The sequence below is a fragment of the Vibrio splendidus genome (assembly GCF_024347615.1).
In the GTDB taxonomy this organism is placed as follows: Bacteria; Pseudomonadota; Gammaproteobacteria; order Enterobacterales; family Vibrionaceae; genus Vibrio; species Vibrio splendidus.
The window spans coordinates 831,600-853,017 of the sequence record NZ_AP025509.1 but is presented as its reverse complement, the minus strand read 5'-3'; the positions used below and the strand labels follow the sequence as shown (position 1 = coordinate 853,017).

The 21,418-nt window shown below is 43.3% G+C and carries 22 protein-coding genes; 12 read left to right on the top strand and 10 right to left on the bottom strand.

Annotated elements, in window-relative coordinates:
* Positions 1–28: 28 nt before the first annotated feature.
* The gene (locus OCU90_RS21115) at positions 29–514 is read left to right on the top strand and encodes a hypothetical protein (RefSeq protein ID WP_240513420.1); all 486 of its coding nucleotides are present in this window, start codon (positions 29–31) and stop codon (positions 512–514) included.
* A gap of 57 nt (positions 515–571) precedes the next feature.
* Here the strand turns inward: OCU90_RS21115 and OCU90_RS21110 are convergent, their stop codons facing one another.
* A complete protein-coding gene (locus tag OCU90_RS21110) occupies positions 572–1,180 on the bottom strand; it encodes a LysE family translocator (RefSeq protein ID WP_061025741.1) in 609 nt (202 codons plus the stop codon).
* 102 nt (positions 1,181–1,282) lie between these two features.
* Here OCU90_RS21110 and OCU90_RS21105 point away from each other — a divergent pair, with 102 nt between their 5' ends.
* Positions 1,283–2,167, top strand: a complete 885-nt coding sequence (locus OCU90_RS21105; protein WP_017082058.1) for a LysR family transcriptional regulator — start codon at positions 1,283–1,285, stop codon at positions 2,165–2,167.
* Between the two features lie 46 nt (positions 2,168–2,213).
* On the opposite strand, the gene OCU90_RS21100 is transcribed toward OCU90_RS21105, so the two are convergent.
* Complete coding sequence (locus tag OCU90_RS21100) at positions 2,214–3,437, bottom strand: AraC family transcriptional regulator (RefSeq protein WP_061025743.1); 1,224 nt, start codon at positions 3,435–3,437, stop codon at positions 2,214–2,216.
* Between the two features lie 20 nt (positions 3,438–3,457).
* Here OCU90_RS21100 and OCU90_RS21095 point away from each other — a divergent pair, with 20 nt between their 5' ends.
* Complete coding sequence (locus OCU90_RS21095; RefSeq protein WP_061025744.1) at positions 3,458–5,464, top strand: TonB-dependent siderophore receptor; 2,007 nt, start codon at positions 3,458–3,460, stop codon at positions 5,462–5,464.
* A gap of 236 nt (positions 5,465–5,700) precedes the next feature.
* Here OCU90_RS21095 and OCU90_RS21090 read toward each other — a convergent pair whose 3' ends face one another.
* From OCU90_RS21090 to OCU90_RS21065, 6 genes are all read right to left on the bottom strand, one after another.
* Complete coding sequence (locus OCU90_RS21090) at positions 5,701–6,645, bottom strand: ADP-ribosylglycohydrolase family protein (RefSeq protein ID WP_061025746.1); 945 nt, start codon at positions 6,643–6,645, stop codon at positions 5,701–5,703.
* A gap of 192 nt (positions 6,646–6,837) precedes the next feature.
* The gene (locus OCU90_RS21085) at positions 6,838–7,764 is read right to left on the bottom strand and encodes an amino acid ABC transporter permease (protein ID WP_061025748.1); all 927 of its coding nucleotides are present in this window, start codon (positions 7,762–7,764) and stop codon (positions 6,838–6,840) included.
* Between the two features lie 134 nt (positions 7,765–7,898).
* Positions 7,899–8,708 carry a transporter substrate-binding domain-containing protein gene (locus tag OCU90_RS21080; RefSeq protein WP_012600468.1) on the bottom strand — a complete coding sequence of 270 codons (810 nt, stop codon included), beginning with the start codon at positions 8,706–8,708 and terminating at the stop codon, positions 7,899–7,901.
* A gap of 12 nt (positions 8,709–8,720) precedes the next feature.
* Complete coding sequence (locus tag OCU90_RS21075; RefSeq protein WP_061025750.1) at positions 8,721–9,518, bottom strand: amino acid ABC transporter permease; 798 nt, start codon at positions 9,516–9,518, stop codon at positions 8,721–8,723.
* Positions 9,518–10,264: an amino acid ABC transporter ATP-binding protein gene (locus tag OCU90_RS21070; protein ID WP_017108097.1), complete on the bottom strand. Its 747-nt coding sequence runs from the start codon at positions 10,262–10,264 to the stop codon at positions 9,518–9,520. Before OCU90_RS21070 ends, OCU90_RS21075 begins: the two co-directional genes overlap by 1 nt.
* Before the next feature lie 225 nt (positions 10,265–10,489).
* Entirely contained in the window at positions 10,490–11,638 is a 1,149-nt protein-coding gene (locus tag OCU90_RS21065) for an iron-containing alcohol dehydrogenase (RefSeq protein WP_061025751.1), read from the bottom strand.
* Positions 11,639–11,831: 193 nt separating this feature from the next.
* Here OCU90_RS21065 and OCU90_RS21060 point away from each other — a divergent pair, with 193 nt between their 5' ends.
* The 8 genes from OCU90_RS21060 to OCU90_RS21025 all read left to right on the top strand — a co-directional run bounded on the left by OCU90_RS21060 (position 11,832) and on the right by OCU90_RS21025 (position 18,057).
* Positions 11,832–12,716, top strand: a complete 885-nt coding sequence (locus tag OCU90_RS21060) for an AraC family transcriptional regulator (protein ID WP_061025753.1) — start codon at positions 11,832–11,834, stop codon at positions 12,714–12,716.
* Between the two features lie 169 nt (positions 12,717–12,885).
* Positions 12,886–13,842: a hypothetical protein gene (locus OCU90_RS21055; protein ID WP_004731456.1), complete on the top strand. Its 957-nt coding sequence runs from the start codon at positions 12,886–12,888 to the stop codon at positions 13,840–13,842.
* Positions 13,843–14,465: 623 nt separating this feature from the next.
* Positions 14,466–15,713, top strand: coding sequence for a RidA family protein (locus tag OCU90_RS21050; RefSeq protein WP_061025755.1), 1,248 nt, complete (start codon positions 14,466–14,468; stop codon positions 15,711–15,713).
* Between the two features lie 241 nt (positions 15,714–15,954).
* Positions 15,955–16,311 carry a hypothetical protein gene (locus OCU90_RS21045; RefSeq protein WP_061025757.1) on the top strand — a complete coding sequence of 119 codons (357 nt, stop codon included), beginning with the start codon at positions 15,955–15,957 and terminating at the stop codon, positions 16,309–16,311.
* A 94-nt stretch (positions 16,312–16,405) separates the two neighbouring features.
* Positions 16,406–16,555 (top strand): hypothetical protein, encoded by a 150-nt coding sequence (locus OCU90_RS21040; protein ID WP_017091853.1) that lies wholly within the window; start codon positions 16,406–16,408, stop codon positions 16,553–16,555.
* Positions 16,556–16,675: 120 nt separating this feature from the next.
* On the top strand, positions 16,676–17,140 hold the full coding sequence (locus OCU90_RS21035; RefSeq protein ID WP_061025759.1) for an acyltransferase: 465 nt from the start codon (positions 16,676–16,678) through the stop codon (positions 17,138–17,140).
* A 69-nt stretch (positions 17,141–17,209) separates the two neighbouring features.
* Positions 17,210–17,728, top strand: coding sequence for a GNAT family N-acetyltransferase (locus tag OCU90_RS21030; protein WP_061025761.1), 519 nt, complete (start codon positions 17,210–17,212; stop codon positions 17,726–17,728).
* 44 nt (positions 17,729–17,772) lie between these two features.
* The gene (locus OCU90_RS21025; protein WP_061025764.1) at positions 17,773–18,057 is read left to right on the top strand and encodes a YciI family protein; all 285 of its coding nucleotides are present in this window, start codon (positions 17,773–17,775) and stop codon (positions 18,055–18,057) included.
* Positions 18,058–18,233: 176 nt separating this feature from the next.
* On the opposite strand, the gene OCU90_RS21020 is transcribed toward OCU90_RS21025, so the two are convergent.
* Positions 18,234–18,680, bottom strand: a complete 447-nt coding sequence (locus tag OCU90_RS21020) for a DUF417 family protein (protein WP_061025765.1) — start codon at positions 18,678–18,680, stop codon at positions 18,234–18,236.
* Between the two features lie 282 nt (positions 18,681–18,962).
* On the opposite strand from OCU90_RS21020, the gene OCU90_RS21015 reads away from it, so the two are divergent.
* Positions 18,963–19,325, top strand: coding sequence for a RidA family protein (locus OCU90_RS21015; protein ID WP_004731436.1), 363 nt, complete (start codon positions 18,963–18,965; stop codon positions 19,323–19,325).
* Between the two features lie 128 nt (positions 19,326–19,453).
* On the opposite strand, the gene OCU90_RS21010 is transcribed toward OCU90_RS21015, so the two are convergent.
* The gene (locus OCU90_RS21010) at positions 19,454–21,040 is read right to left on the bottom strand and encodes a BCCT family transporter (RefSeq protein ID WP_004731433.1); all 1,587 of its coding nucleotides are present in this window, start codon (positions 21,038–21,040) and stop codon (positions 19,454–19,456) included.
* Between the last annotated feature and the right edge of the window lie 378 nt (positions 21,041–21,418).

Here is a 21,418-nt window from a genome sequence, read left to right as displayed (position 1 = left end):
GCCTCCGATGCATTTAAGTACCACATAAGTGTGGCAGATCCTCGGTAGGGGGAATCCATGTCATTCGTTAGCTATTGCGACCAACATCTCTAAGTACGACTCAAGTTACCCATGCGAAACATTTTCGTTTGATATACAAGAAAAAGTTGATGGTAAATTAGTTGACTCTGAACCACAAACCTTACGTGTATTTGTGTATGAAGACACGAAGTACGCACTGTTTGATGGTATCAAACCGGGCAACTATGTATTAACTCAGTTTCGATGCAATATGCGTCGTGGCCTTGTTGCTAACGATGGCAGGTCGTATCTCAGTCTTGACCTAGAAACTGAACATACCATCAAGGCGAACACAATAACGATGTCTTCAAACTTCATTCAAGCGACTCAAGATGAAGATCGGTCTTTTGCTTTAAACGTTGGTATTTGGCAATCGCAAGATGTTGTGCATTTCCAGAATCTACTAACGAACGAAGTGAGTAATAAATGGGAAGTGGGTGGCTTTGAAGGCTAAATAAGTTCATCACTATGGCAGCTTTTATTGCTGCCATAGATACTGTGACCCATCGGGTTATTTTAATGCTAGCGCTAAGCCAAAAGATACCAATCCAACCCCACACGCTTGATTGAGCCTTTTCTTGGCTCTCAATAGATGCTTTTGCAATGTACTCGAAGTAAACAGCATAGCGACAACGCCAAACCACAAGCCGTGAAGAACGATCATGTAAAGCCCATAGCCGAGTGCGACATGTTGGTTCTCTGCATCAGGTGAGATGACTTGGCTGAAGATGCTCAAAAAGAACAACATGGTTTTTGGGTTGAGCACGTTACATAAAAAGCCTTGGGCTAAATAGCGCCAAACACTGGTGCTTTGCTTTGCATCTTCCATAGGTGCAAGCTTGTTGTCCGCACTCAAGATACCTTTTAGTCCTAGATAAATAAGATAGGCTGCGCCTGCGTATCTGATCATGTCAAACAGCTGCTCATTCTGTGAGATTAAGTAACTGATCCCAAGCATTGAATAACTGATGTGAACACAAATCGCTAAACTCACACCTATTGCAGTCCAAATCCCTGCTTGTCTTCCTTGATTGACACTGTTTTTCAAAACTAAAACGAAATCAGCGCCTGGACTAATAACAATCAATAATCCCAATACTGCTAGGCTTAACCACTCCATAATGACTCCAACTCTTTATATTTGATGAGCCAGCATTGTATGGTTTTTTATTGCTGCCTATAATCGAAATGAATTCCACCTATCTGTGAGAAAAAATCACACATGAGACATTTGAAAGCATTTCATATTTTCCACGTAGCAGCGCATTCGAGCAGTTACAGTGATGCGGCGGATAAACTCAATATCACACATGGCGCAGTGAGTAAGCAGATCAAGGTATTGGAAAATCACTTATCCCAAGTTTTGTTCTACAAACAGGGTAGGAATGTGTGTCTCACCAAAGAAGGGGAATTACTCAAAGGTTACACAGAACAAGCGTTCCAAGCCTTGGAAACTGGAGTCCATAAGCTTAATCAGCTCAATCATCAAGCGTTGGAAGTTTCATGCGAACCCACATTGACCATGCGTTGGTTAATGCCTCGGCTCGGTGATTTCTATAACGAATCCGGAATTGATGTTCGCTTGTCTACCGCAGGTGGGCCTGTGACATTAGGCGCAACTGGATTAGATATGGCCATTCGCCGAGACGACTTCAACGTAACCGAGCACTACAAACAGATTCCGTTAGTCGAAGAATGGGTTGGCCCTGTGTTCTCACCTGATTATTGGCAACAGGTCAAAGACAAGCTAGCCGATGTCAAATTATTGCACAGCAGCACGCGACTAAACGCTTGGAGCCACTGGGCATCCATCACCAAAGATAGTGAATTTGATAGCCGAATGGTGTCGCAAGCTATTTCAAGCCAGACATTTGCACACTTCTATTTTTGCTTTCAAGCGGCCGTTGATGGGCTAGGAGCAGCTCTTGGTTCTTATCCATTAGTGGTTGATGATTTGAACAGAGGCAACTTAATCGCACCGTTTGGCTTTGTACCTTCTGGTCATCAGTACATATTGCTCACAAAAGATGACAACTGCGATGAGCCAGAAAGTCCGTTTGTGGTTTGGCTGAAAAATGAGTTATCGCAGTGTGTTCCAACCTTATAGGAACGATAGCCTCCGACCTAGAAGTTGGCTTGTCTTATGTCAGACTCTAGTTCGTTTTGGATACAAAGTTTTTGGCAAGTTCATGGGGCGGAACACCAAAAGTTTTCTTAAAGGCGCTGGTGAAGTTAGAAGGGTGCTGATAACCCGCTTCATAGGCCGCTTCGGTTATTGAAACCAAGCCACGCTCTAAGTGTTGGCGCGCGATATCCAGACGTCGGTACCGGATATAGCCGTTAATAGTCAGGTTGTAAGATTGCTTAAATCGACGCTGAAGATTGGAAATGCTCATCGAGAACTTACTCGCGATGCTTTCAAGGCTGAGTTGTTGATCTAGGTTGATTTCAATGTAGCTGATGATGTCTTCAATCTTGGCATCGAAACTCTTTGATGTACTGGCCATATCAAGGTTTACACTCGAGTTTGTATTGTGTGAGGCGATGACTAGATCTGTGCTCTCTGTATTTGTGAGGTCATCATCGGAAGTACACTGCTGGCAACATTGAATTGGCATCTGAGACAAGGTTTGAGCAAGTAACTGCTGGGTCAGCGTCTCTACGACAAGCTTGTCTTGGAAGTTGGTTGGTGTGGCTTGGCTGGTAAGTGCGTTCGTGAGTTGAATGATGTCAGCGTTAATCTTTACGTTGTAAAACGCCTTATGTGAATCGAGGAATGATTTGCTAGAACAGTGGTCACTTAAACGAGGCTCGACCCATTGCGGCTTAACCAAGATGTTGATCTTATTTATTTTATTACCTTGGATTAAAGAGCGCCTAAAGTTGGCAGGCTTGGCAAGGTTAACCACCACACCTTGTGGGCCAGAGTTGGCATCGAGATCGAACTCGAGATCGTCGTAACCAAAGGTGAGCTTTCCCTCAAGAAGAATCGTAATCAGGATGGCGGAGTGGGCGGTCGATACGATGTTGCTGTCGACCAATTCAACACAACGACCGCCATGTACAAAAATCTGGTCATTGTATTGGTAAGAAAGGAATTTCCCCTCAGCAAGTGACGTTTGCTTGGTTTGGCCTTGCGTCACGATGATCTGCTTTTCCGTCTGTTCTAGCTTTTTGGTCAGGGCTATTTTCTTAGTTAATGTTGACTTTTTGGCTATTACATTTGCTTTTTCCACAGCCGTTTCGGCAAGTTTAGTCTGCTTTGATGTTACTTCACCCATTTGACCGTTCCTCATAACATCTGTGCGTTTTTGCATAAGAAAATCATCTGTGCATTTATAAATTACAACTCTATCATATTTGAGAATTATTATCATTTACATCTAGGATTGAATTTATGGAAAGCCCCGTCAGCTCAACAATCAAGCTTTCAGCCCTCTGTATTGCTATTGCCAGCGCATTTAGCAGCCCTGTAACTGCAGAAGAGAACACATCGCACTTTGATGAAGTCGTGGTGTGGGGAACGAGAGTATCAAGCAACACTGAATCGATCATTGCCGATGACATGTCACTCAAGCAAGCTGACCATATGTCAGATCTGCTGCGTGAAATCCCTGGTGTTGATGTTGGGGGAACGCACTCGGTCAACCAACGAATTACTATTCGTGGCCTAAGTGAAACTGACTTAGATATTCGACTGGATGGTGCTTCTCAACACGCAAATATGTTTCACCATATCGGTAACTTAACCCTAAACCCAGACATCTTGAAGTCGGCGGATATTCAAGTGGGTAATAACTCGGTGACGCAAAGTGGTTTAGGTGGCTCAGTACTGTTTGAAACCAAAGATGCCAAAGACCTGCTTCGTTATGACGAGAGTTTTGGCGCTCGTGTTTATGGCGGCTACGCAACCAACGCAAGCCAGCAAGGTTCACTCACTGTGTATGGTTTGTTGTCAGATAACGTCGATGCCATGCTTTACAGTCATTACATGAGTCGTGATAACTTCGAAGACGGCACCGGCAATGAAACCTTTGGGTCAGAAGGCGATGTTTACAACATTCTCGGTAAGATTGGTTTTGAGCCAAGTGAGTTACACCGTTTTGAACTCTCTTATGATCTGTATCGCGATAGTGGTGATTACAGCCCGCGTCCAGATATGTCAGGTGGTGCGAATGAAGGCTTGTCTAGCGACATCCTGATTCCAACTGATTATGACCGTGACACTATTACGGCAAGTTATGAGCTACGTGGCGAAAGTCATCAAGGTAACGTCACTCTGTACAACACAGAGACCGAGATTCAGCGTGATGAAAGTGTTATGGCACCGCGTTGGCCATCGAACCGCTTATCTCACAATACGGCGAAAAACCAAAACTTTGGCCTGAATGCTAAGTTCCAATCGGACTATCGCCTGATGTCGTTTGATAATATCGCGACTTATGGCTTTGACTACATGGACAAGTCATCGAGCAGCTATTACGGCAGCAGTAAGTTTATGGATGAGTCAGCAATTTCTACCGCACTTTTTGTTGAAGACCAGTTCTACTTTACTCACGCCTTTTCGATCACTGCTGGTGTTCGTTTTGATGATTACCAGCGTAAAGCCGAAACAGGAAACGATGACTTTGACGACGTAACATGGTCGTTGGCAACGCAATGGGACGTGACCCAAGATTGGACGCTGTTCGCGAGCACCCGTTCGCTGTTCAAAGGACCCGAGTTGATGGAGACCTTTATTGCTTACCAAGACGCAGCGTTCTTAGCTGACGACATTAAGGCTGAAACAGGGCAGAACACCCAAGGTGGTGTGCGCTTCGATAAACGTTTAGATAATCACTTTATTGGCGCAAACTTAACTGTATTCCAAACCAATATCGATGATTACATTGCCGAAGAGTATCAGCCCGCAAACCAGAGTTACTTGATTTACAACTTAGGTGATGTCGAGATAAAGGGTTTTGAGGCGAGCTTGTCTTATGGTTACGAGATGTTTAACAGCAAGCTTTCTTATGCTCGTTCAGATACTAAAAACAAAGACACAGGCGGCGCTGTCGCGGGTGGCAATGGACGCAGTATTGATATGGGCGACAGCATTACGCTAACACTGGACTATCAATCTGAAGCGTTGGAAACGATTTTTGGTTGGAATTCAATGTTTGTTAAAGACGAAGACAATGTATTCGATGGTCAACCGATCAAAGAAAGCTATGACGTTCATAACCTGTATGCTCAGTGGGTGCCATCAAATGTGGATGGATTGTCTGTCACCTTTGGTATCGATAACGTGTTTGATGAGCAATACACCTCACACGCTTCTCGTTCGGGTACAGCAAGAGGCTTTACCTTGGATGACTATGAACCGGGCCGTAACTACAAGCTTTCTGCCGCGTACCAGTTCTAGAAAAGGCTCTAATTCTTAGATTTGATTAGAGCAATAAACTCACGGTCGTAGGGATCCGGAAGGCTATTGCCCAAAACTGAAGCTATTTCTTAAGTCGGTCGTGTAAAGCATTCATTTAAGTCATTCTTTTTTAGTGATTACTTTTAGTGACTACTTTAAGTGAATAGGGAAAAGAAAAGCGCCTTTCGAGCTCTTGAGCAAGAAAGGCGCTTTTGCCTTGTTCGTTATTGTGGGAGTCATTCAATAGGCAAAGACAGCACACCGCCATTGAGTTCGACTTGTTTTAGCCATTCGGTTGGAATTCCACCATCTTCTTCGTAGAAACACGCCGCTAATACCGCGCCAATAACAATCGCACGCCCGCAGCTGTCACCGCCACATAAGATATTGTCTCGAATACCTTGTTTATAGCTCTGAGCACCCGCAATGATGCGAATCAGCATGGGAAATGCGGCACTCAGTTCACAATGCAATCCGAACTTCTTCGCGGCATCTGTAATCGAAAGCTCAGGTTCAGCCAATGCTTCATCGATTTGATCGTGTATAAATCTGCTGCAGGTTTGTCGCACCATTTCTACCGACTGCAAGGGCGAGTTGCCTTGAATTGCCGCTTGAACCAATAGGGTGATGGCTTGCGCCCACTCCACTGCTTTGTCGTTATTGTTAGTGACTCGCACCGCACTCTCTACCATGGCTGGCAAAGTGTGAGAGGTGTAAGTACACGCCACCAATGGGATGATCTTCGAGACTGCGGGAAGTTGCGTATCGTCTGCGCCACAGGCAGTAATTGGGGCGTCCTCTAGTTCTAATTGATGGATGTTCAGCAAGCTCATGCGCGTCGCTTTATCAATGTAGCCTTGCCAACTGCCGCCAAAATCAAACCAGAAGCGGAAATGTTGAATATAGTTCGCTTCATCGTATTTTTGGTTTTCGACTAAGCTGTCGACCATCGCCAATAACTGAGCACCATATTGCGATTGCTCGCCTGCGGTTTTACCTTGGTGCGCAAAGTAGCCTTTATCTTGATAATCGAACCGATTCGGTGAGCGAAATTCAGGCTCAAAACCAGCCACGTTTAAGATCCTCTCTTGGTCATACAGCCAGTGCAGCCCCATTGAAGCGGCGTCTCCAACCAATGCGCCAACAACGGCGTAAAAAGCTCTTTCTTTATGATTGTCCATGTTGAGTGATGTCCTTGAGAAGAATCAACGTAGTTCGATACGTTAAGTATAGTGATTAGGCGAGCATTTTGCTGTGTTTCTAAGAAGAAATATGAAGGGATAAATCCTGATTGGTCAATAGCTTAAACCAATCAGGTGAAATTGATAAGGGCGATGAATAGTCTGGTGAATTCGTATTTTTGATTGGTGGTGTCATTGATGGTTGAGATAGGCACTAGAGCGCTGCTCAATCACTTTGAAAAGACGTGAAAGCGCAAAGCACAAAGCAAAATATACGAAGCCAACAATGAGCCAGATCTCAAAGATCAAACCTGAAGAGTTTGCCATCTCAGTACCAACAAACGTCATCTCTTGGATAGAAATCAGAGACACAATCGACGTGTCTTTAACCAAAGATATTGCTTGGCCAGCCAATGGCGGTGTAATGGCCGTTAATACTTGCGGGCCGACTACAAATCGATACTTAGACAATGCAGACAGACCGAGTGAATCGGCCGCTTCCCATTGGCCTTTAGGAATACCTTCTAAGCCAGCTCTAATTACTTCAGCAATATAAGCAGAAGAGAGCAAGCCAATACAGATAACACCAGACGCCAAGTTTTCCCAAAGGTTAGCTGGACCGAACAGGAAATCTTGAACAGCATTAATCTCGCCGTTGTGTTCACGTAAAATGCTTTCTAAACCAAGCAATGGGATCAGCTGGTTAGAAACAAAGAAGTAAAAGATAAAGACAAACACCAGCGGCGGAATATTACGAACCAACTGAATGAAAATCAGTGCCGGTGTTTTGAAGAAAGCGATCTTTGAGTGTCTTGCCACACCTAACAATGTGCCAAAAGAGAGTGCTAACACCATACTCCATAAACTTAAGCGCAGTGTCGCGACCAAGCCTTGGAAAAAGTAAGGAATATTGCCTTGAGAAGGTGGAATGAAAATCAGGGTAAACGCATCTTCCCAGCGCCATTGGTAGTTAATACCAACAGCAGAGCGATAATAAAGCCAGCCGGCAAACACACACATGACAGCGAGTAACACGCCATCCAAAAGGTTAAGGCGTTGATACCAAGGCTTCATATGAACGTTGGGCTTAGGTGTTGTCAATGCGCTAGTACTACTCACGTCATTCCTGTTTAAACAATAATAATTAGTAGGCTGTTTTGTTGAGTTTTAGATCATCAATAAAGCGAATCAAGTTGCCGATGAGAAGGCAGTGCAGACAACGCACTGCCTAGATTCACTAGCAAAAGTTCTGATTACTGACCTTGAGCAATCTGGTCTTGCCAATCTAGAGTAGAGAACCAGTACTCGTAACGCTCTTTCAACCAACCATCTTCAGTACGTGCTTTGATCCATTCGTTGAAGAATTCTGCCTTGTCAGTTTCACCTAGGCGAACTGCAAATGCTTCGTTACCTTTTGATAGACGCTCTTCAAATGGAATAAATAGCGTGTCTGCGTTTTTGATCGTTTCGTGTTCTGGTTTCGGGCTAGACGCGATAACCGCGTGTGCGTTACCGTTCAATACTTCTTGGAATGCTTGAGCATCGTCATCGAACTGCAGAACTTTCGCCTTAGGGAAGGTTTCACGAGCGACTTGAACCGTGAATGCTCCACGACGTGCTGCAATTTTTACGCGGCGAGAATCAAAATCAGAGATCTGAGTAAAACCTTCCGCTAGCTCTTTATTAGCAGCCAATTGAACACCAGAGTGCGAGTAAGGTTCAGTGAACAGTACGCTTTTAGCTCGCGCTTCAGTGATAGACATACCACCGATGATCACATCAAACTTCTTCGATAATAGAGAAGGGATAATGCCATCCCATGCCGTAGGTACAAATTCGACTTTCCAACCTGAATCTTCGGCAAGGCGTTTCGCCACGTCGATTTCGAAGCCAACGAGATCGCCTTGTTTGTTACGCATTGCCCAAGGAACAAATGTCGACATACCAACGCGCAGTGAGCCACGTTCGTTGATTTTATCGAGGTTAGGCGTTTCAGAAGCAAGTGCAGGCAAACTTACGGCAAGCGCAAGTAGGGCTGTAATCGCGGTTTTAAATAGCTTCATGCTGATAAATCCTTATTGTGTTCGCCAGTTAGCTCCGAGCTTATGCTCAAGCCAAGCAGCAACGGCAGAAAGTGAAAGTGTAAGAGCAAGATAAATGATCGCCACAGAGAACCAAATCTCGAATGGCATCGCGGTTTCAGAAACGATGTTTCTGGCTTCGGTTGTCAGGTCGAAAATAGCCATGACACTCACAATCGAAGAGTTTTTAATAAGAGAGATCACTTCATTAGTCAAAGGTGGCAAGGTGCGTTGCACCACCTGAGGAAGAATCACATCCCAGTAAGTATAGGTCCTTGATAAGCCCAAGGATTGAGCTGCTTCAAATTGTCCTCTCGCAATACCATTTAAACCGGCACGGAATATCTCGGCGGTGTAAGCTCCTTGGAAAAGTGCCAAGGCTAAAACGGCAGTGCTAAATCGATCCAGCCCTAATACGGGGCCAAATACAAAATAGAGCAAATAAATCTGTACCAATAACGGCGTGTTACGAATCAACTCAACATAGCTGGTGGCTAAGGTGCGTCCAACTACAGAGTTTGAGTTTCTCAATAGCGCTGTCGTCAAACCGATGATCAACGTAGCGACCAGCGAAATCAAAGAGATATTGATGGTAACCAGTAGCCCTTCAACCAACTCTGCTGGCCACCATTCACCATCTTCATAGAAAGCAATATAGTCCGGCACGCGCTCCCATTGCCAGGTGTATCCCATGGTTTGTGCGCCAGAATCAAGGATCCAGACAACCGCAGCCACCAGTACAATAATTTGTACCAAAGCGGATAGGGCGGGTTTAATAATTCGAATCAACATCAATAAGTCAGGATCTGATTTAGGAACGCTTGAGTACGTTCATGTTGCGGGTTTTCAAAAAGCGCTTGAGGCGTATTCGATTCCACAATTTGTCCTTCATCCATGAAGATAACGCGGTCGGCCACTTGTTTCGCAAAGCCCATTTCGTGGGTCACACACACCATGGTGATACCTTCGCTCGCCAGTTCAACCATTACGTCGAGCACTTCGTTGATCATCTCCGGATCAAGCGCTGAAGTTGGTTCATCAAAAAGCAGTAATTCAGGCTTCATGCACAGTGAACGCGCGATAGCCACTCGTTGTTGTTGGCCACCAGAAAGTTGTACAGGGTATTTGTTGGCTTGTTCTGCAATGTGTACGCGTTCGAGATAGTGCATTGCAATCTTCTCGGCTTCTTGTTTGCTTTTTTTAAGCGTACGAATCGGCGACAGAGTTAGGTTCTCAAGCACAGTAAGATGGGGGAATAAATGAAAGTGCTGAAACACCATTCCGACTTGACCTGGAGTGCTGAACTTGCTTGGAAGCACTTGCTCTAGCACAGAAAGCTCGCCACTTTCGAAGGGTTCTAGCTGATTGATACAGCGGATTAAAGTTGATTTACCCGAACCTGATGGCCCGCAAATCACCACTATCTCTCCCTGTTCAATATTTAAATCGATATCCTTTAGGGCATGAAAATCACCATACCACTTGTTAAGTGACTTAAACTTAACCATTTCCTTGAGATTGTTCAAATCGTTGTTCATACCTAGTAAAGAGACAAGTTTACCTTACCAATATAGAAATCTGAATGCACATAAAATTAAGGACTTATGAGAATTTAATAGCATCTTGTAGGGCAAATTAAAAAGCAGCGCCCAAAATGAACGCTGCTTTGTTTGTACGAAAGAAATAAGTAACGGGTTCAGTCAGATGTAAAAAACCATCTTTGTGTGACTATTGTCTTTGCTTTCTCTCCACTTTAGCAATTCTTAGTGAATCGCAGACTCTAAAATCTCACGCGTTTTCTCTGGCGTGATTGCTTGGTTTTCGCCAAGTTGCAGGTAACCGTGTGATTCAAGTTGAGCAACAACGTTGTCGATTGCTGCCGCTTTAGTTGCTTCGTAACCGTCGAACATGGTTGGAACGTCTAGGCTGTGGTAGAAGGCTTCGATTGCCGCGATTGTACGCTCGGCTAAATCAGCACCCGCTTCTAGGCCAAATACGTTACGACCCATTTGCTCTAGCTTGCCACGCTTCGCTTCGATTTGGTTACGAAGTAGTGAAGGTTGAACAATCGCAAGAGAACGCGCGTGGTCTACGTGCCATAGTGCTGTGAACTCATGGCCAATCATGTGTGTTGCCCAATCTTGAGGAACGCCAGTACCAATCAGACCGTTAAGCGCTTGGTTTGCAGTCCACATTAGGTTTGCACGCCATGCGTCGTTGTCACGCTCGTCGTATTGCTTACCCAGTACAAGTAGGTTCTTAAGCAGTGTTTCTGCGTAACCGTCTTGAACCATCGCGTCTGTTGGCATTGTGATGTATTGCTCACATACGTGAACCCACGCATCAACTAAGCCGTTGATCAGTTGGCGTTCAGGTAGAGACTTCATTACGTCTGGGTCCATAACCGCAAACTTAGGCTGTACCGCAGGGTTCATGAATGCCAGTTTCTCTTGAGTTTCTTTACGAGTGATTACAGCGCCCATGTTAGATTCAGAACCAGTCGCAGGAAGTGTCAGTACCGCACCAATTGGTGTCGCTTCTGTTACTTGGTGTTTACCCGCTAGGATATCCCAACCGTCGCCGTCGTATTTAGCCGCTGCAGCAACGTACTTAGAACCGTCGATTACTGAACCACCGCCAACAGCGACAATGAACTCTACGTTTTCTTCTTTAACAAGCGCGACGGCTTTATCTAGCGTCTCTTTCGTTGGGTTAGCTTCAACACCAGCGAACTCAATCCAAGCGTGATCCTTTAGAGAAGCGACAACTTGGTCATAAACACCGTTGCTTTTGATTGAACCGCCACCGTAGATGACTAGTACTTTCTTCGAAGTATCAACCGCTTGGCTGATAGCGTTGATTTGGCCTTGGCCGAAGTGGATAACTGTAGGGTTAACATAAGTGAATTGCATTAGAGATTCCTTGTGTAAAGCTCAATTTGTTATTTTATTTGATTGCTCAATTTCTATATTTGCATATTAGTACAGTAATCTAGGGTGATGAAGAGCTGATCCTCCAAATAAATTGCCTATTTCTACAAAGTTGATATTCTTTCTCTGCTTTAGCTTACTTACTCTTAGCACTTGGAATGGAAAGTCGCCACTTATGAAAACACTCGCGCAGTTGTTACAGTCTTATGTAGAACACAAAGGTTGGGATGATCTTGAAGGGATCAGAGAAACTGAAATTGGCGGTGTGTGGTTGTATAGAAGCAGTGGCGGGAATCAGCGTCAGCCATTCACTTACCAGTCGGGTATTATCATGCTCGGGCAGGGCAAAAAGAACATCTACATTGGCGACAGACCCGTTACTTACGCTGCTGGTGATTATCTTGTGGTAGGCGTGCCAATGCCATTGGAGTGTGAAGCCTTGCCTGTAAATGGCGAGCCATTGCTTGGTTTGTCGATAAGCATCGATTCTCAGCGCTTGCATAGCTTAGTCAAAAAGCTGGAAGACCAAGGCTTTCTAGAGAGCTACTGCAACAAGCACAAGCAGAATTCGAGCGGCTTAGAATCGGCGCGAATGGAAGAGCAAATGCTGGAGAGCTTTACTCGATTGGTCAAAACTCTACATTGTGACATTGAAGCCAATATATTGGGCGATGTCATGGTCAGCGAGATTGTCTACCGCGCCCTAACAGGTTCAGAAGGGCGTGTGCTGTTTGATTTGGCCCATCATGACGGTCATTACGCACGTGTCGCTAAAGCACTGTCTAAAGTGCATGAAGAGTACGACCAAACCATCACTGTTCAATCGCTTGCCGACGAAGCCAACATGAGCGTGTCTGCCTTCCACAATGCATTCCGTAATGTCACCTTTGAATCACCTCTTCAATATTTGAAGAAGGTAAGGTTAAACAAAGCCAAAGAACTGATTCAGCTAGAAGGCCTTCGTATTAGTGATGCTGCACGCCGAGTCGGCTACTCCAGCCCATCCCAATTCAGCCGCGAGTTTAAGCGCCACTTCAATACAACCCCAAGAGCGGTTTAGTCTTTACTCAATATCTATGTCCCGAAACGTGCGGCATTTCATGTTGTGTAGATTCTTAATGTCTAGTATTTAAGGAGATATACAAAACTGTGAGATTAATCTCTTTTAACTTCTTGAAATTTGGCTAATAAACCACATATACAGTATGGAAATATCAAAAGGTGAGTCCATGCAATTAACCCATTCAACGAAGCTTCAATTACATTATTACCTTGAGAATAGTTCTCACAGTATGGATGCTCTCGCTCGTAATCGATGTGAATCAGAAATTATAGCAATTGTCCAAGAGGTGGCTAAAGCTCTCAATACTCATATCGTAATTGAAGCAGAAGCACGCAAAGAGGGTGGGCTGAGAGATATATTCACGTTTGTGAATGCAAATGTCGCTGTTATATCAGTTATTGTAAGCGTGGTAGGTATTGTCGTTTCTCGTATTCCTAGCTCAGATCCAGAGCTTGAATATTTACAGAAAGAAGATCTTAAACTCAGCATATTAGAGCGCAAGGCTCGCCTAGCTAAGTTGAAAATGGAAATTGATGAAGACAACTTATCCCGGGATACCATTGAAAAGGTAGCTGAGTTAGTTGATAGCAATTACAAAGTTGTCTCCCGTAAGTCTAATTTTTATAAGCAATTAAACAATACACCTAAAGTTACTCAGGTAGGAATAAATGGATTAGATCAAGATGGTGAGGAAGCTTTCAAGGAAGTGATGGTTGAACGTACAGACTTCAAACGCTTCATCTTGCATTCCAATGCATTACCCGTACAAGTTGAAGAAGATGCGATAGTTGAGATTATTTCACCGGTACTGCGTAATGGAAGACATAAATGGAAAGGCTTTTACGAGGGTGAAAGCATTAGCTTTTCTATGAATGACAAAGACTTTAAACAGGATGTTCTATCTGAACAAATTAGTTTCACTCATGGTGCTGCAATAAAATGTGTTCTACATATACACAGAAAATTAGATGAAGTGGGTGAGGTTGTGATTACTGGCTACTCAGTGGACACTGTAATCGAGAATGGCCAAGACGATGCTTTTAATGAGACTTTACAAGGTAAGAAATATCGCCACCAAAAGGCCTTGGTAGGCGCTCAGCAAGAGTTGTTCGCTAGTAATTAGCAGAGCTTTGATAAACACAATGGCGTCGATCGTTCATTTTTGACGCCATTTTCATTCCAGAAAGCACGACTTCCTAGTATATAAACCATCTTTATCACGCAGACACCCTTGAGTATCACACTTGTTTAAATATATGAGTAAATGTATCTAATTATAGGTATTGTCAGTTTGTTGGTATTGGATTTTTGAATATATTATTAACCGGATTTATGTGTAATGAGCCCGCTAAAATAATTAGTTAAATAGCCTAAGAGTTTATGCACGGGTATAGGGGAGAAACTCACTAACTTAGCTATTAACGAAGTTTTAGTGTGAACAACCTATCAAATATTATCTAAAATTCGGTAATTACTCACCGTATTCTCAGAGAGAGTATTCAGGATTATTGAATAGACTTAAAATTAAAGAGAATTTAGCAGTTGATAAAGCCTAGTATGACGGATAATTAGTCGTTTGATGACTAATTATTCTGTAACTTGCTGATTTATAGTCGACTGAGAGTCTGATGGATATCACGTTTACCCTAAAATAATTCACTTAACATGGCGCTACTTTAATCATTCTTTCCAATACGATTGTTAAATATAAATACGTATGCCTATTTTATTAAAAGGATAATTCCGATGAGTAGCGATATCATTAAAATTTCAAGAAATACTGAAAATGCACCAATTAATTCTGTATCTACACAAACGGTCGCTTTTTCTCATTATAATAATTTTTCTGCTCAATTACCTGTTGATCCCAAAACAGGTCAAATAGTAACTGGTGATATTAAAGACCAAGCAACGCAATGCTTAAATAATATTAAAGCGATTGTTGAAAGCATCGACCATGTTATGGATGATGTGGTGAAGATTAATGTTTTCGTTAAGAATATTTCTGATATCGATGCTATTGATGAAGTTTACAAAAGCTTTTTCCACAACAGCCTGCCAACACGCACTGTCGTGGGTGTCGCTGCGCTGCCGAACAGTGACGCTTTAGTTCAAATGGATGCTCTTATTTCAAACGGCGAAGGCACTAAACCACAAGCACCTTGCGCACTAGTTAAGGTATCAAGAAATACGGATAATGCGCCTCAAAGTGCTGTGTCCACGCAGACTGCGGCTTTTTCTCACTACAACAATCTTTCAGCTCAGTTACCGATAGATGTAACTACAGGTGAGTTGGTTTATGGTGGTATCGAAGCGCAAACAGCCCAATGTCTATCAAACATTAAAGCTATTTTAGAAAGCATCGGACATGTCATGAATGATGTGGTTAAAACGACTATCTACGTAAAAAATATCGCAGATGCGGAAGTGGTAAATGAAGTATGTGCTAAATTCTTCCCAAGTTATGTACCAGCGCGAACGGTTGTTAATGCCGCTGAACTACCAATGGGCGCTTTAATTCAAATTGATACATCCGTTTCACATGGCGACGGTACACCGCCGCAATTGCCTGAAGACACTCGTTTGTTGGTTATTGAAGCTAATAATACTGTTGCTGCACCATTTATGCCTTATTCGCACACCGTTGCTTTCTCTCACTACAATCATATTTCAGGACAATTGCCTTTAGACCCGAAAACAAATGAAATTGTTGCTGGTGGTGTAAAAGAGCAAGCGGAACAATGTTTAAAAAATATTAAGGCGATAATTGAAAGTGTTGACCATAGCATGGACGATACGGTGAAAATTAATATTCAACTTAAGGATATTTCAGATATTGATGCGGTGAACGAAATCTATACCGCATTCTTTAATGCTGAGCTGCCTGCAAGAACGGTAGTAGGGGTTTCAGAAATTCCAATGAATGCTTTAGTGCAAATTGATGCTGTCGTTTCTAACTGTGAAGGTACACCTCCACAATACGTCGTTGCTTAAATTAATTGCACCCTTCTCGATAATAGCGATCAGATCTCGGCTTTAGCTCTTAAACATTGAGTCGAAACATAAGCCGGCGGTCTGATCTGCTAACTCACCACAGATACTGCCAATCTCAAGCCTCGCTACACAACTTATTCGAAGCAATATAACCAAGCTTCGACCCGACATATGGTGATTATTAAGTCGAAGTGTTTTAATATGAAAAACAGACGCTTAACGCCATAAAGAAAACCAGCTTATGCAATTTCGAGCCATTTTACTGCTATGCCTTACCCTAATAGGGTGTTCGTCCAATCAAGAGTTGGTACCCGACCCAACAACCATCACGCTATTTTATGGTGATACATCCATCTCTGCAGGTGTTTTAGAGGATAAAACATTTAGTTCGGTGCTAGCCAATAGAAAGGAGAGTGTTACTTTCTCGGGCTCAATATCAAAGCAAAACTCAGGCTACTTTGTCGATATGTTAGTGATTCGAGAAGATAAAACGCGTCAATCGACTAGACAGCTCACCACTTCGCTTCATATGGAGCCGGGAGAGTTAGTGGATGTTGGCGGTGTGAATAACGATGTGTTCAGAGTAGTCCTCGAGTAACAAAACTAAAGTGTTCAATTAATCTGAATTTTTGCTTTACCTCAACCTAACTTCAAGTCTTAAGCTTCTCTTACTCATTGAAAAGGAGCTTATTATGCAAAATAACTACGTAAAAGAACTCGCTGTTAAAACTTATCAAGAAGATCTTGAGAAAGAGTACGTAAAATCTAAAGCTCGCCCATTTCATGCCCCAAGTTTTATCAGTGGAGTGTTATTGTCAGTTTTGCTGGTTGGGTTGTTTTAGTAAACAGACTCGTGGAATGTTTGATCCACCGCCAACTCTCTCTACTCCAACTTGCTTGTGCTTAAATGGCTACGGCACAATCGCTTATGTTGAATTGTGACGCTAATGTCGAGAGGAAGTATGGCCAGTCTAAGAGTGTTAAAGGTACAGATTACTGACATTACCTGTGGCGAGAATGTCACGATCATCGAACCAAGCAACGTTTATGGCTGTGAGCTTAAAGATGATGTGTTCGTTGGCCCTTTTGTTGAGATTCAAAAGAACTCGGTTATCGGTGACAGAAGTAAGATTCAGTCTCATACCTTTATTTGTGAGTATGTGACCATCGGAAGTGACTGCTTTGTTGGGCACGGGGTGATGTTTGCCAATGACTTGTTCAAAGATGGCAAACCAGATCCAAACCCAGACAGTTGGGGACGGACCGTTATCGCAAATAACGTTACCATCGGTTCTAATGCGACAATGTTGTCTGTCAGTGTTTGTGAAGGAGTGGTAATCGGTGCGGGCAGTGTGGTGACAAAAGACATCACCGAGAAAGGTATCTATGCTGGCAACCCTGCTAAGAAGTTAAGAGACTTACCTTAGATTCATAGACAAGCTGAGCTGTATGAATCATAAGGTGCGGCTTTTTAGATAAGCGACAGAGTATTGATTATGGATGTATTTTTACACTTACTTCACCCAAGCGATGTCAGTGCTTTATTGGAGTTTGAAGTCGAAAATAGAGAGTGGTTTGAGCAATTTGTCCCAGCTCGGGAAGACCGTTTCTATTCTAATACGGGTGTTGTCGAGCAAGTGACAAGCTTTCTAACAGAGTATGACAATGGCGAGATGATTCCTATGTTGATCAAAGACGCTAATGGCACTATTTGTGGGCGAATCAATGTTCGTGATATTGACCAGAACGCTGGAAGTGGAGAACTAGGTTATCGAGTAGGTCACGCATTTGGTTCTAAGGGTATTGCGTCTAACGCGGTGAGGAAGTTATTTATCTACTTGGCCGAGCACTCATCCCTTAAATATGTTGATGCCTATGCGTTAGTGGGTAATGTCGGCTCAAATAAAATATTATCCAATACAGGATTTGATTTAGTTGAACGCGTTGAAAGTTACGCTGTGTTCAAAGGGAAGGCTCAAGATGCTCATTATTATCGCAAATCGTTATCTGTGTAACTGAATACTTTCAATGTTAACTCCTCTTATAGTAAGGAAAGATTATGTTTATTGTTTCTCTTGAATACCAAGTGCCTTTGGAAGAAGTAGATCGCTTCATTCCAGAACATGTTGAGTTTTTAAACAAGCAGTATGAACTCGGGCACTTTCAGTTGTCGGGTCGTAAGAACCCTCGAACTGGTGGTGTTATTTTATCCACGCTTAGTAACAGGGAACAGTTAAACATGATTTTGACCGAGGATCCCTTTCTACGAGAGAATATCGCTAAGTATGAAGTCATCGAGATGTTGCCGACCAAGGCGTCTCAAGAGTTCGAGTTTTTGTTATAGGTTACATTTACTCTACGAAGTTAATTAGGATCTTAACTTGTTATTTTAATTAAACTTTATCATCTAGATTATCGCCTTATATATTAGAAGCTGGCAGCTTCCTTCTAGCCAGCTTCGAGCCTTTTTATTTTCAGGTTTAAGGTTACTTCTAGTTTCGGCCGCTTATAGATTTACGGTTACTTCTGAGGTTTGTTACGTTCGATTACGCTAATCGCGATCGCCAAAAATAGAATATCTTTCACTAGGAAGAAGTTAGTGACTAAGATGCCATCCGATACTTTCCAAGCATTTGGCGTTGTAATCAGGAAGCTGAGTGTCACAACAAAGATAGCCGCTGCCGCAATGCCTGAGTAGAAGGCAACCGTCGGTTTCTTAAATCCAACGATCAATCCAATCGCGACGATGATCTCTGCACCACCCACCATGTTAGACACGGCTTGCACTGAGAACAGATTGTAAAGCCAGTTCATTGCTGGGTGGTTTGAGATTAGGGGTTCTATAAGCATCGCTTCAGTTGGTGTAAATTTGTAAATACCAATCCAAGCTAACACTAATGCTACGCCAATCACGCCTAGGTTGTATCCGACATTACTCTTTTTTAAATCATAGGTTTGAACATGCATAAAAGTACTCCATTTAATAAAATCCCTGAATATGACCGCAGGAGTTCAGATTAAATTTCGCATTGAGAATAATAATTAATATATTTATCTAGAGATTTTACAGGTAGAGACTTATTGTCTCGATATGAACTTAAATACTGGTGATGTTGAGAACCGAAGCAATGTTTAGGCGATAGTGCTGTTCAAAAGGTACAGCGAGCTTTCCAATTTTTGTTTTCAATACTCACGATTTGGATTAGATTACGTTGACGCAAATCCCTAATTATAAGAAGAGAATCGCTCGTGAAAATCCATAGAATTAACCCGACCAAACGTTGGTCAGATGTAACTGTATTTAATGGCATCGCAAGCTTTGTGGAAGTACCAGAGACGGATACAACGGCAGGAATTAAGAGTCAGGTTCAGCAAATTTTTGATCAAGCTGAAGAAATGATGAGCTTGGTCGACAGTGACAAATCTCGCGTATTGTCGGTAACGATTTACCTAACAGATTTTGCCAATTTTGACGCGTTAAATGAAGTGTGGGAATCGTGGTTCCCTGAAGGCTGTGCGCCAAGCCGTGCATGTGTGAAAGCAGAACTGGCTAATCCTGAGCTATTGGTTGAGATGTCGTTTATGGTTGCTGCGGGTGAAAAGTTTCAATAAGCCGAACTATCGGTAGAAATAAGCTTCGTCGATACAAGTAACGAGCAGATAAAATAAAGCCACTCAGGTGAATCACTTGAGTGGCTTTTTAATTTTATACGCTACCCGAAACTAAATCGGATTAGGCATTAAGCGAGACCTTGATCTCTTGCCATCTGCTTCGCGATTTTTGGTGCGTGCCATAGACACGGCAGCAAGATGAACGATACAGGAACGGCTGTGATCACAATGAACGACTGTAGAGCGGAGATGCCGCCTGAACCCATTGAGATAAGTGCGATCGCTACCGCACCCATGATGATACCCCAGAAGGTACGTACCGCTGCGTTTGGCTCTGTAGTGCCTGTCATTACCACACTGATCGTGTAGGTCATTGAGTCACCTGTTGTCACGATGAACGTGGTCGTCAGGATAAGGAACAGAATCGCAATCAAAGTAGGGAACGGCAGTTGAGCGGTAATTGCCAGTAGCACAGCAGGAAGGTTAAAGCCTTCGAACGCGCTAGAAATTACGCCTGGGTTCTCTAATTCAAACGCTAGACCACTACCACCAACGATGCTGAACCAAAAACATGTTACTAGCGGTGCAACGATGCTGATAGAAACGATCATTTGGCGAATCGTACGGCCACGTGAGATACGAGCAATAAAGATCGCCATCATCGGACCATAGCCTAAGAACCAACCCCAGAAGAATACCGTCCAGCCACCTAGCCACGCTGTATCTTGGCGGTACAGTGCCATTGGGATGAAGTTATCCACCATTTCGCCCATACCTTGTAGGTAGCCATCAATGATGAAGCTCGTTGGGCCTACTAGCAGAATGTAGCCGATTAGGCACACTGATAAGATGATGTTGTAACGGCTAACCAGTTGGATACCTTTGTTCACGCCACTCAATGCAGACAGTGTGTACATTGCGATAGCGAAAACGATAACCACACTTTGAGTTGCAAAGCTGTCGGAAATACCAAACAGTTCGCTCAACGCGTAGCTGATTTGCAGTCCAAGGAAACCGATAGGGCCAATAGTACCTGCGGCTACAGCGACGATGCTGCACGCGTCGACTACGTTACCAATCCAGCTGTTGATTGCTTTGTCGCCAAGCACTGGGTAAAGCAGCGTACGAGGCTTAAGAGGAAGACCTTTGTCGTAATGCAGGTGCATTAACACGATGGAAGACAAACCACCTAAGATTGCCCATGCAAGGAAGCCCCAGTGCATGAAAGATTGTGATAGGGCGTTGAACGCCATCGCTTGAGGATCAGCGTTGCCATAAAGTGGCGGAGCTGAAACAAAGTGAGCAATAGGCTCTGCGGCTGCCCAGAACACACCACCGCCGGCTAGCAGCGTACATAGGACGATAGACATCCATTTAAAGGTGGTCATTTCAGGGAGAGCAAGCGTTCCTAAACGAACGTGGCCTGTGCGTCCTAGTGCAAGCACTAAGCCGATAATGAAATTGAGTAGTAGTAGGACTTGCCAGAAAGCACCGAACCACTTAGTTGAGTAACTAAAGCCGATGTTTACAAGTTCGGACAACACGGAGGTGTTGGTGAAAGCAAGGACGACAAAGAGGGTTAAAAAACTCCCACTAAGCCAAAATACTGGGTTTCCGAGTTCCAGTTTTTCACCCAAAGATTGAGCTTTATTGAAATCGATAGAAGTAGCTTCTGCGTTGATGTTTTCGTTGGCGACTTGCGTCAAGTTGGACATTATTTCTTCGCTATATTTGGCTCTTTCAAGCCTATGTATTTCTCCCACACTTGCATAGAAGTGTGAGGTTCGTCAAAAAAGCCGCAGATACTAACACATTTGTTATCAAAAGGTGGGCGAATTCCAAAAAGAAAGCCAAATCGACTGTAAATCTCTACTTTTTGGTTAGTTTTGATACGAATTTTTTCCCAACGCTGAGTCACATTTCTGATTTTTGAGACATTATTTTTTAGCTTTCCGAAATAAATTAATATTAGTTGTTGGTGCAAAATAAGTGTCGACTCATTGCATGCTATAAACAAATTAATGCGAGTCATTTTATAAATAGAGAATATTTTAGGTGTTAAATTTGCGTTGTTACCTACAGTTGTTTTGCGA

Coding starts and splice junctions, on each gene's coding strand:
- OCU90_RS21075 (WP_061025750.1), bottom strand. CDS start 9,518: ATGTTGATTCGAATTATTAAACCCGCCCTATCCGCTTTGGTACAAATT.
- OCU90_RS21110 (WP_061025741.1), bottom strand. CDS start 1,180: ATGGAGTGGTTAAGCCTAGCAGTATTGGGATTATTGATTGTTATTAGT.
- OCU90_RS21020 (WP_061025765.1), bottom strand. CDS start 18,680: ATGCATGTTCAAACCTATGATTTAAAAAAGAGTAATGTCGGATACAAC.
- OCU90_RS21010 (WP_004731433.1), bottom strand. CDS start 21,040: ATGTCCAACTTGACGCAAGTCGCCAACGAAAACATCAACGCAGAAGCT.
- OCU90_RS21030 (WP_061025761.1), top strand. CDS start 17,210: ATGGATGTATTTTTACACTTACTTCACCCAAGCGATGTCAGTGCTTTA.
- OCU90_RS21080 (WP_012600468.1), bottom strand. CDS start 8,708: ATGAAGCTATTTAAAACCGCGATTACAGCCCTACTTGCGCTTGCCGTA.
- OCU90_RS21025 (WP_061025764.1), top strand. CDS start 17,773: ATGTTTATTGTTTCTCTTGAATACCAAGTGCCTTTGGAAGAAGTAGAT.
- OCU90_RS21050 (WP_061025755.1), top strand. CDS start 14,466: ATGAGTAGCGATATCATTAAAATTTCAAGAAATACTGAAAATGCACCA.
- OCU90_RS21060 (WP_061025753.1), top strand. CDS start 11,832: ATGAAAACACTCGCGCAGTTGTTACAGTCTTATGTAGAACACAAAGGT.
- OCU90_RS21105 (WP_017082058.1), top strand. CDS start 1,283: ATGAGACATTTGAAAGCATTTCATATTTTCCACGTAGCAGCGCATTCG.
- OCU90_RS21035 (WP_061025759.1), top strand. CDS start 16,676: ATGGCCAGTCTAAGAGTGTTAAAGGTACAGATTACTGACATTACCTGT.
- OCU90_RS21055 (WP_004731456.1), top strand. CDS start 12,886: ATGCAATTAACCCATTCAACGAAGCTTCAATTACATTATTACCTTGAG.
- OCU90_RS21040 (WP_017091853.1), top strand. CDS start 16,406: ATGCAAAATAACTACGTAAAAGAACTCGCTGTTAAAACTTATCAAGAA.
- OCU90_RS21045 (WP_061025757.1), top strand. CDS start 15,955: ATGCAATTTCGAGCCATTTTACTGCTATGCCTTACCCTAATAGGGTGT.
- OCU90_RS21070 (WP_017108097.1), bottom strand. CDS start 10,264: ATGAACAACGATTTGAACAATCTCAAGGAAATGGTTAAGTTTAAGTCA.
- OCU90_RS21090 (WP_061025746.1), bottom strand. CDS start 6,645: ATGGACAATCATAAAGAAAGAGCTTTTTACGCCGTTGTTGGCGCATTG.
- OCU90_RS21065 (WP_061025751.1), bottom strand. CDS start 11,638: ATGCAATTCACTTATGTTAACCCTACAGTTATCCACTTCGGCCAAGGC.
- OCU90_RS21100 (WP_061025743.1), bottom strand. CDS start 3,437: ATGATAATAATTCTCAAATATGATAGAGTTGTAATTTATAAATGCACA.
- OCU90_RS21095 (WP_061025744.1), top strand. CDS start 3,458: ATGGAAAGCCCCGTCAGCTCAACAATCAAGCTTTCAGCCCTCTGTATT.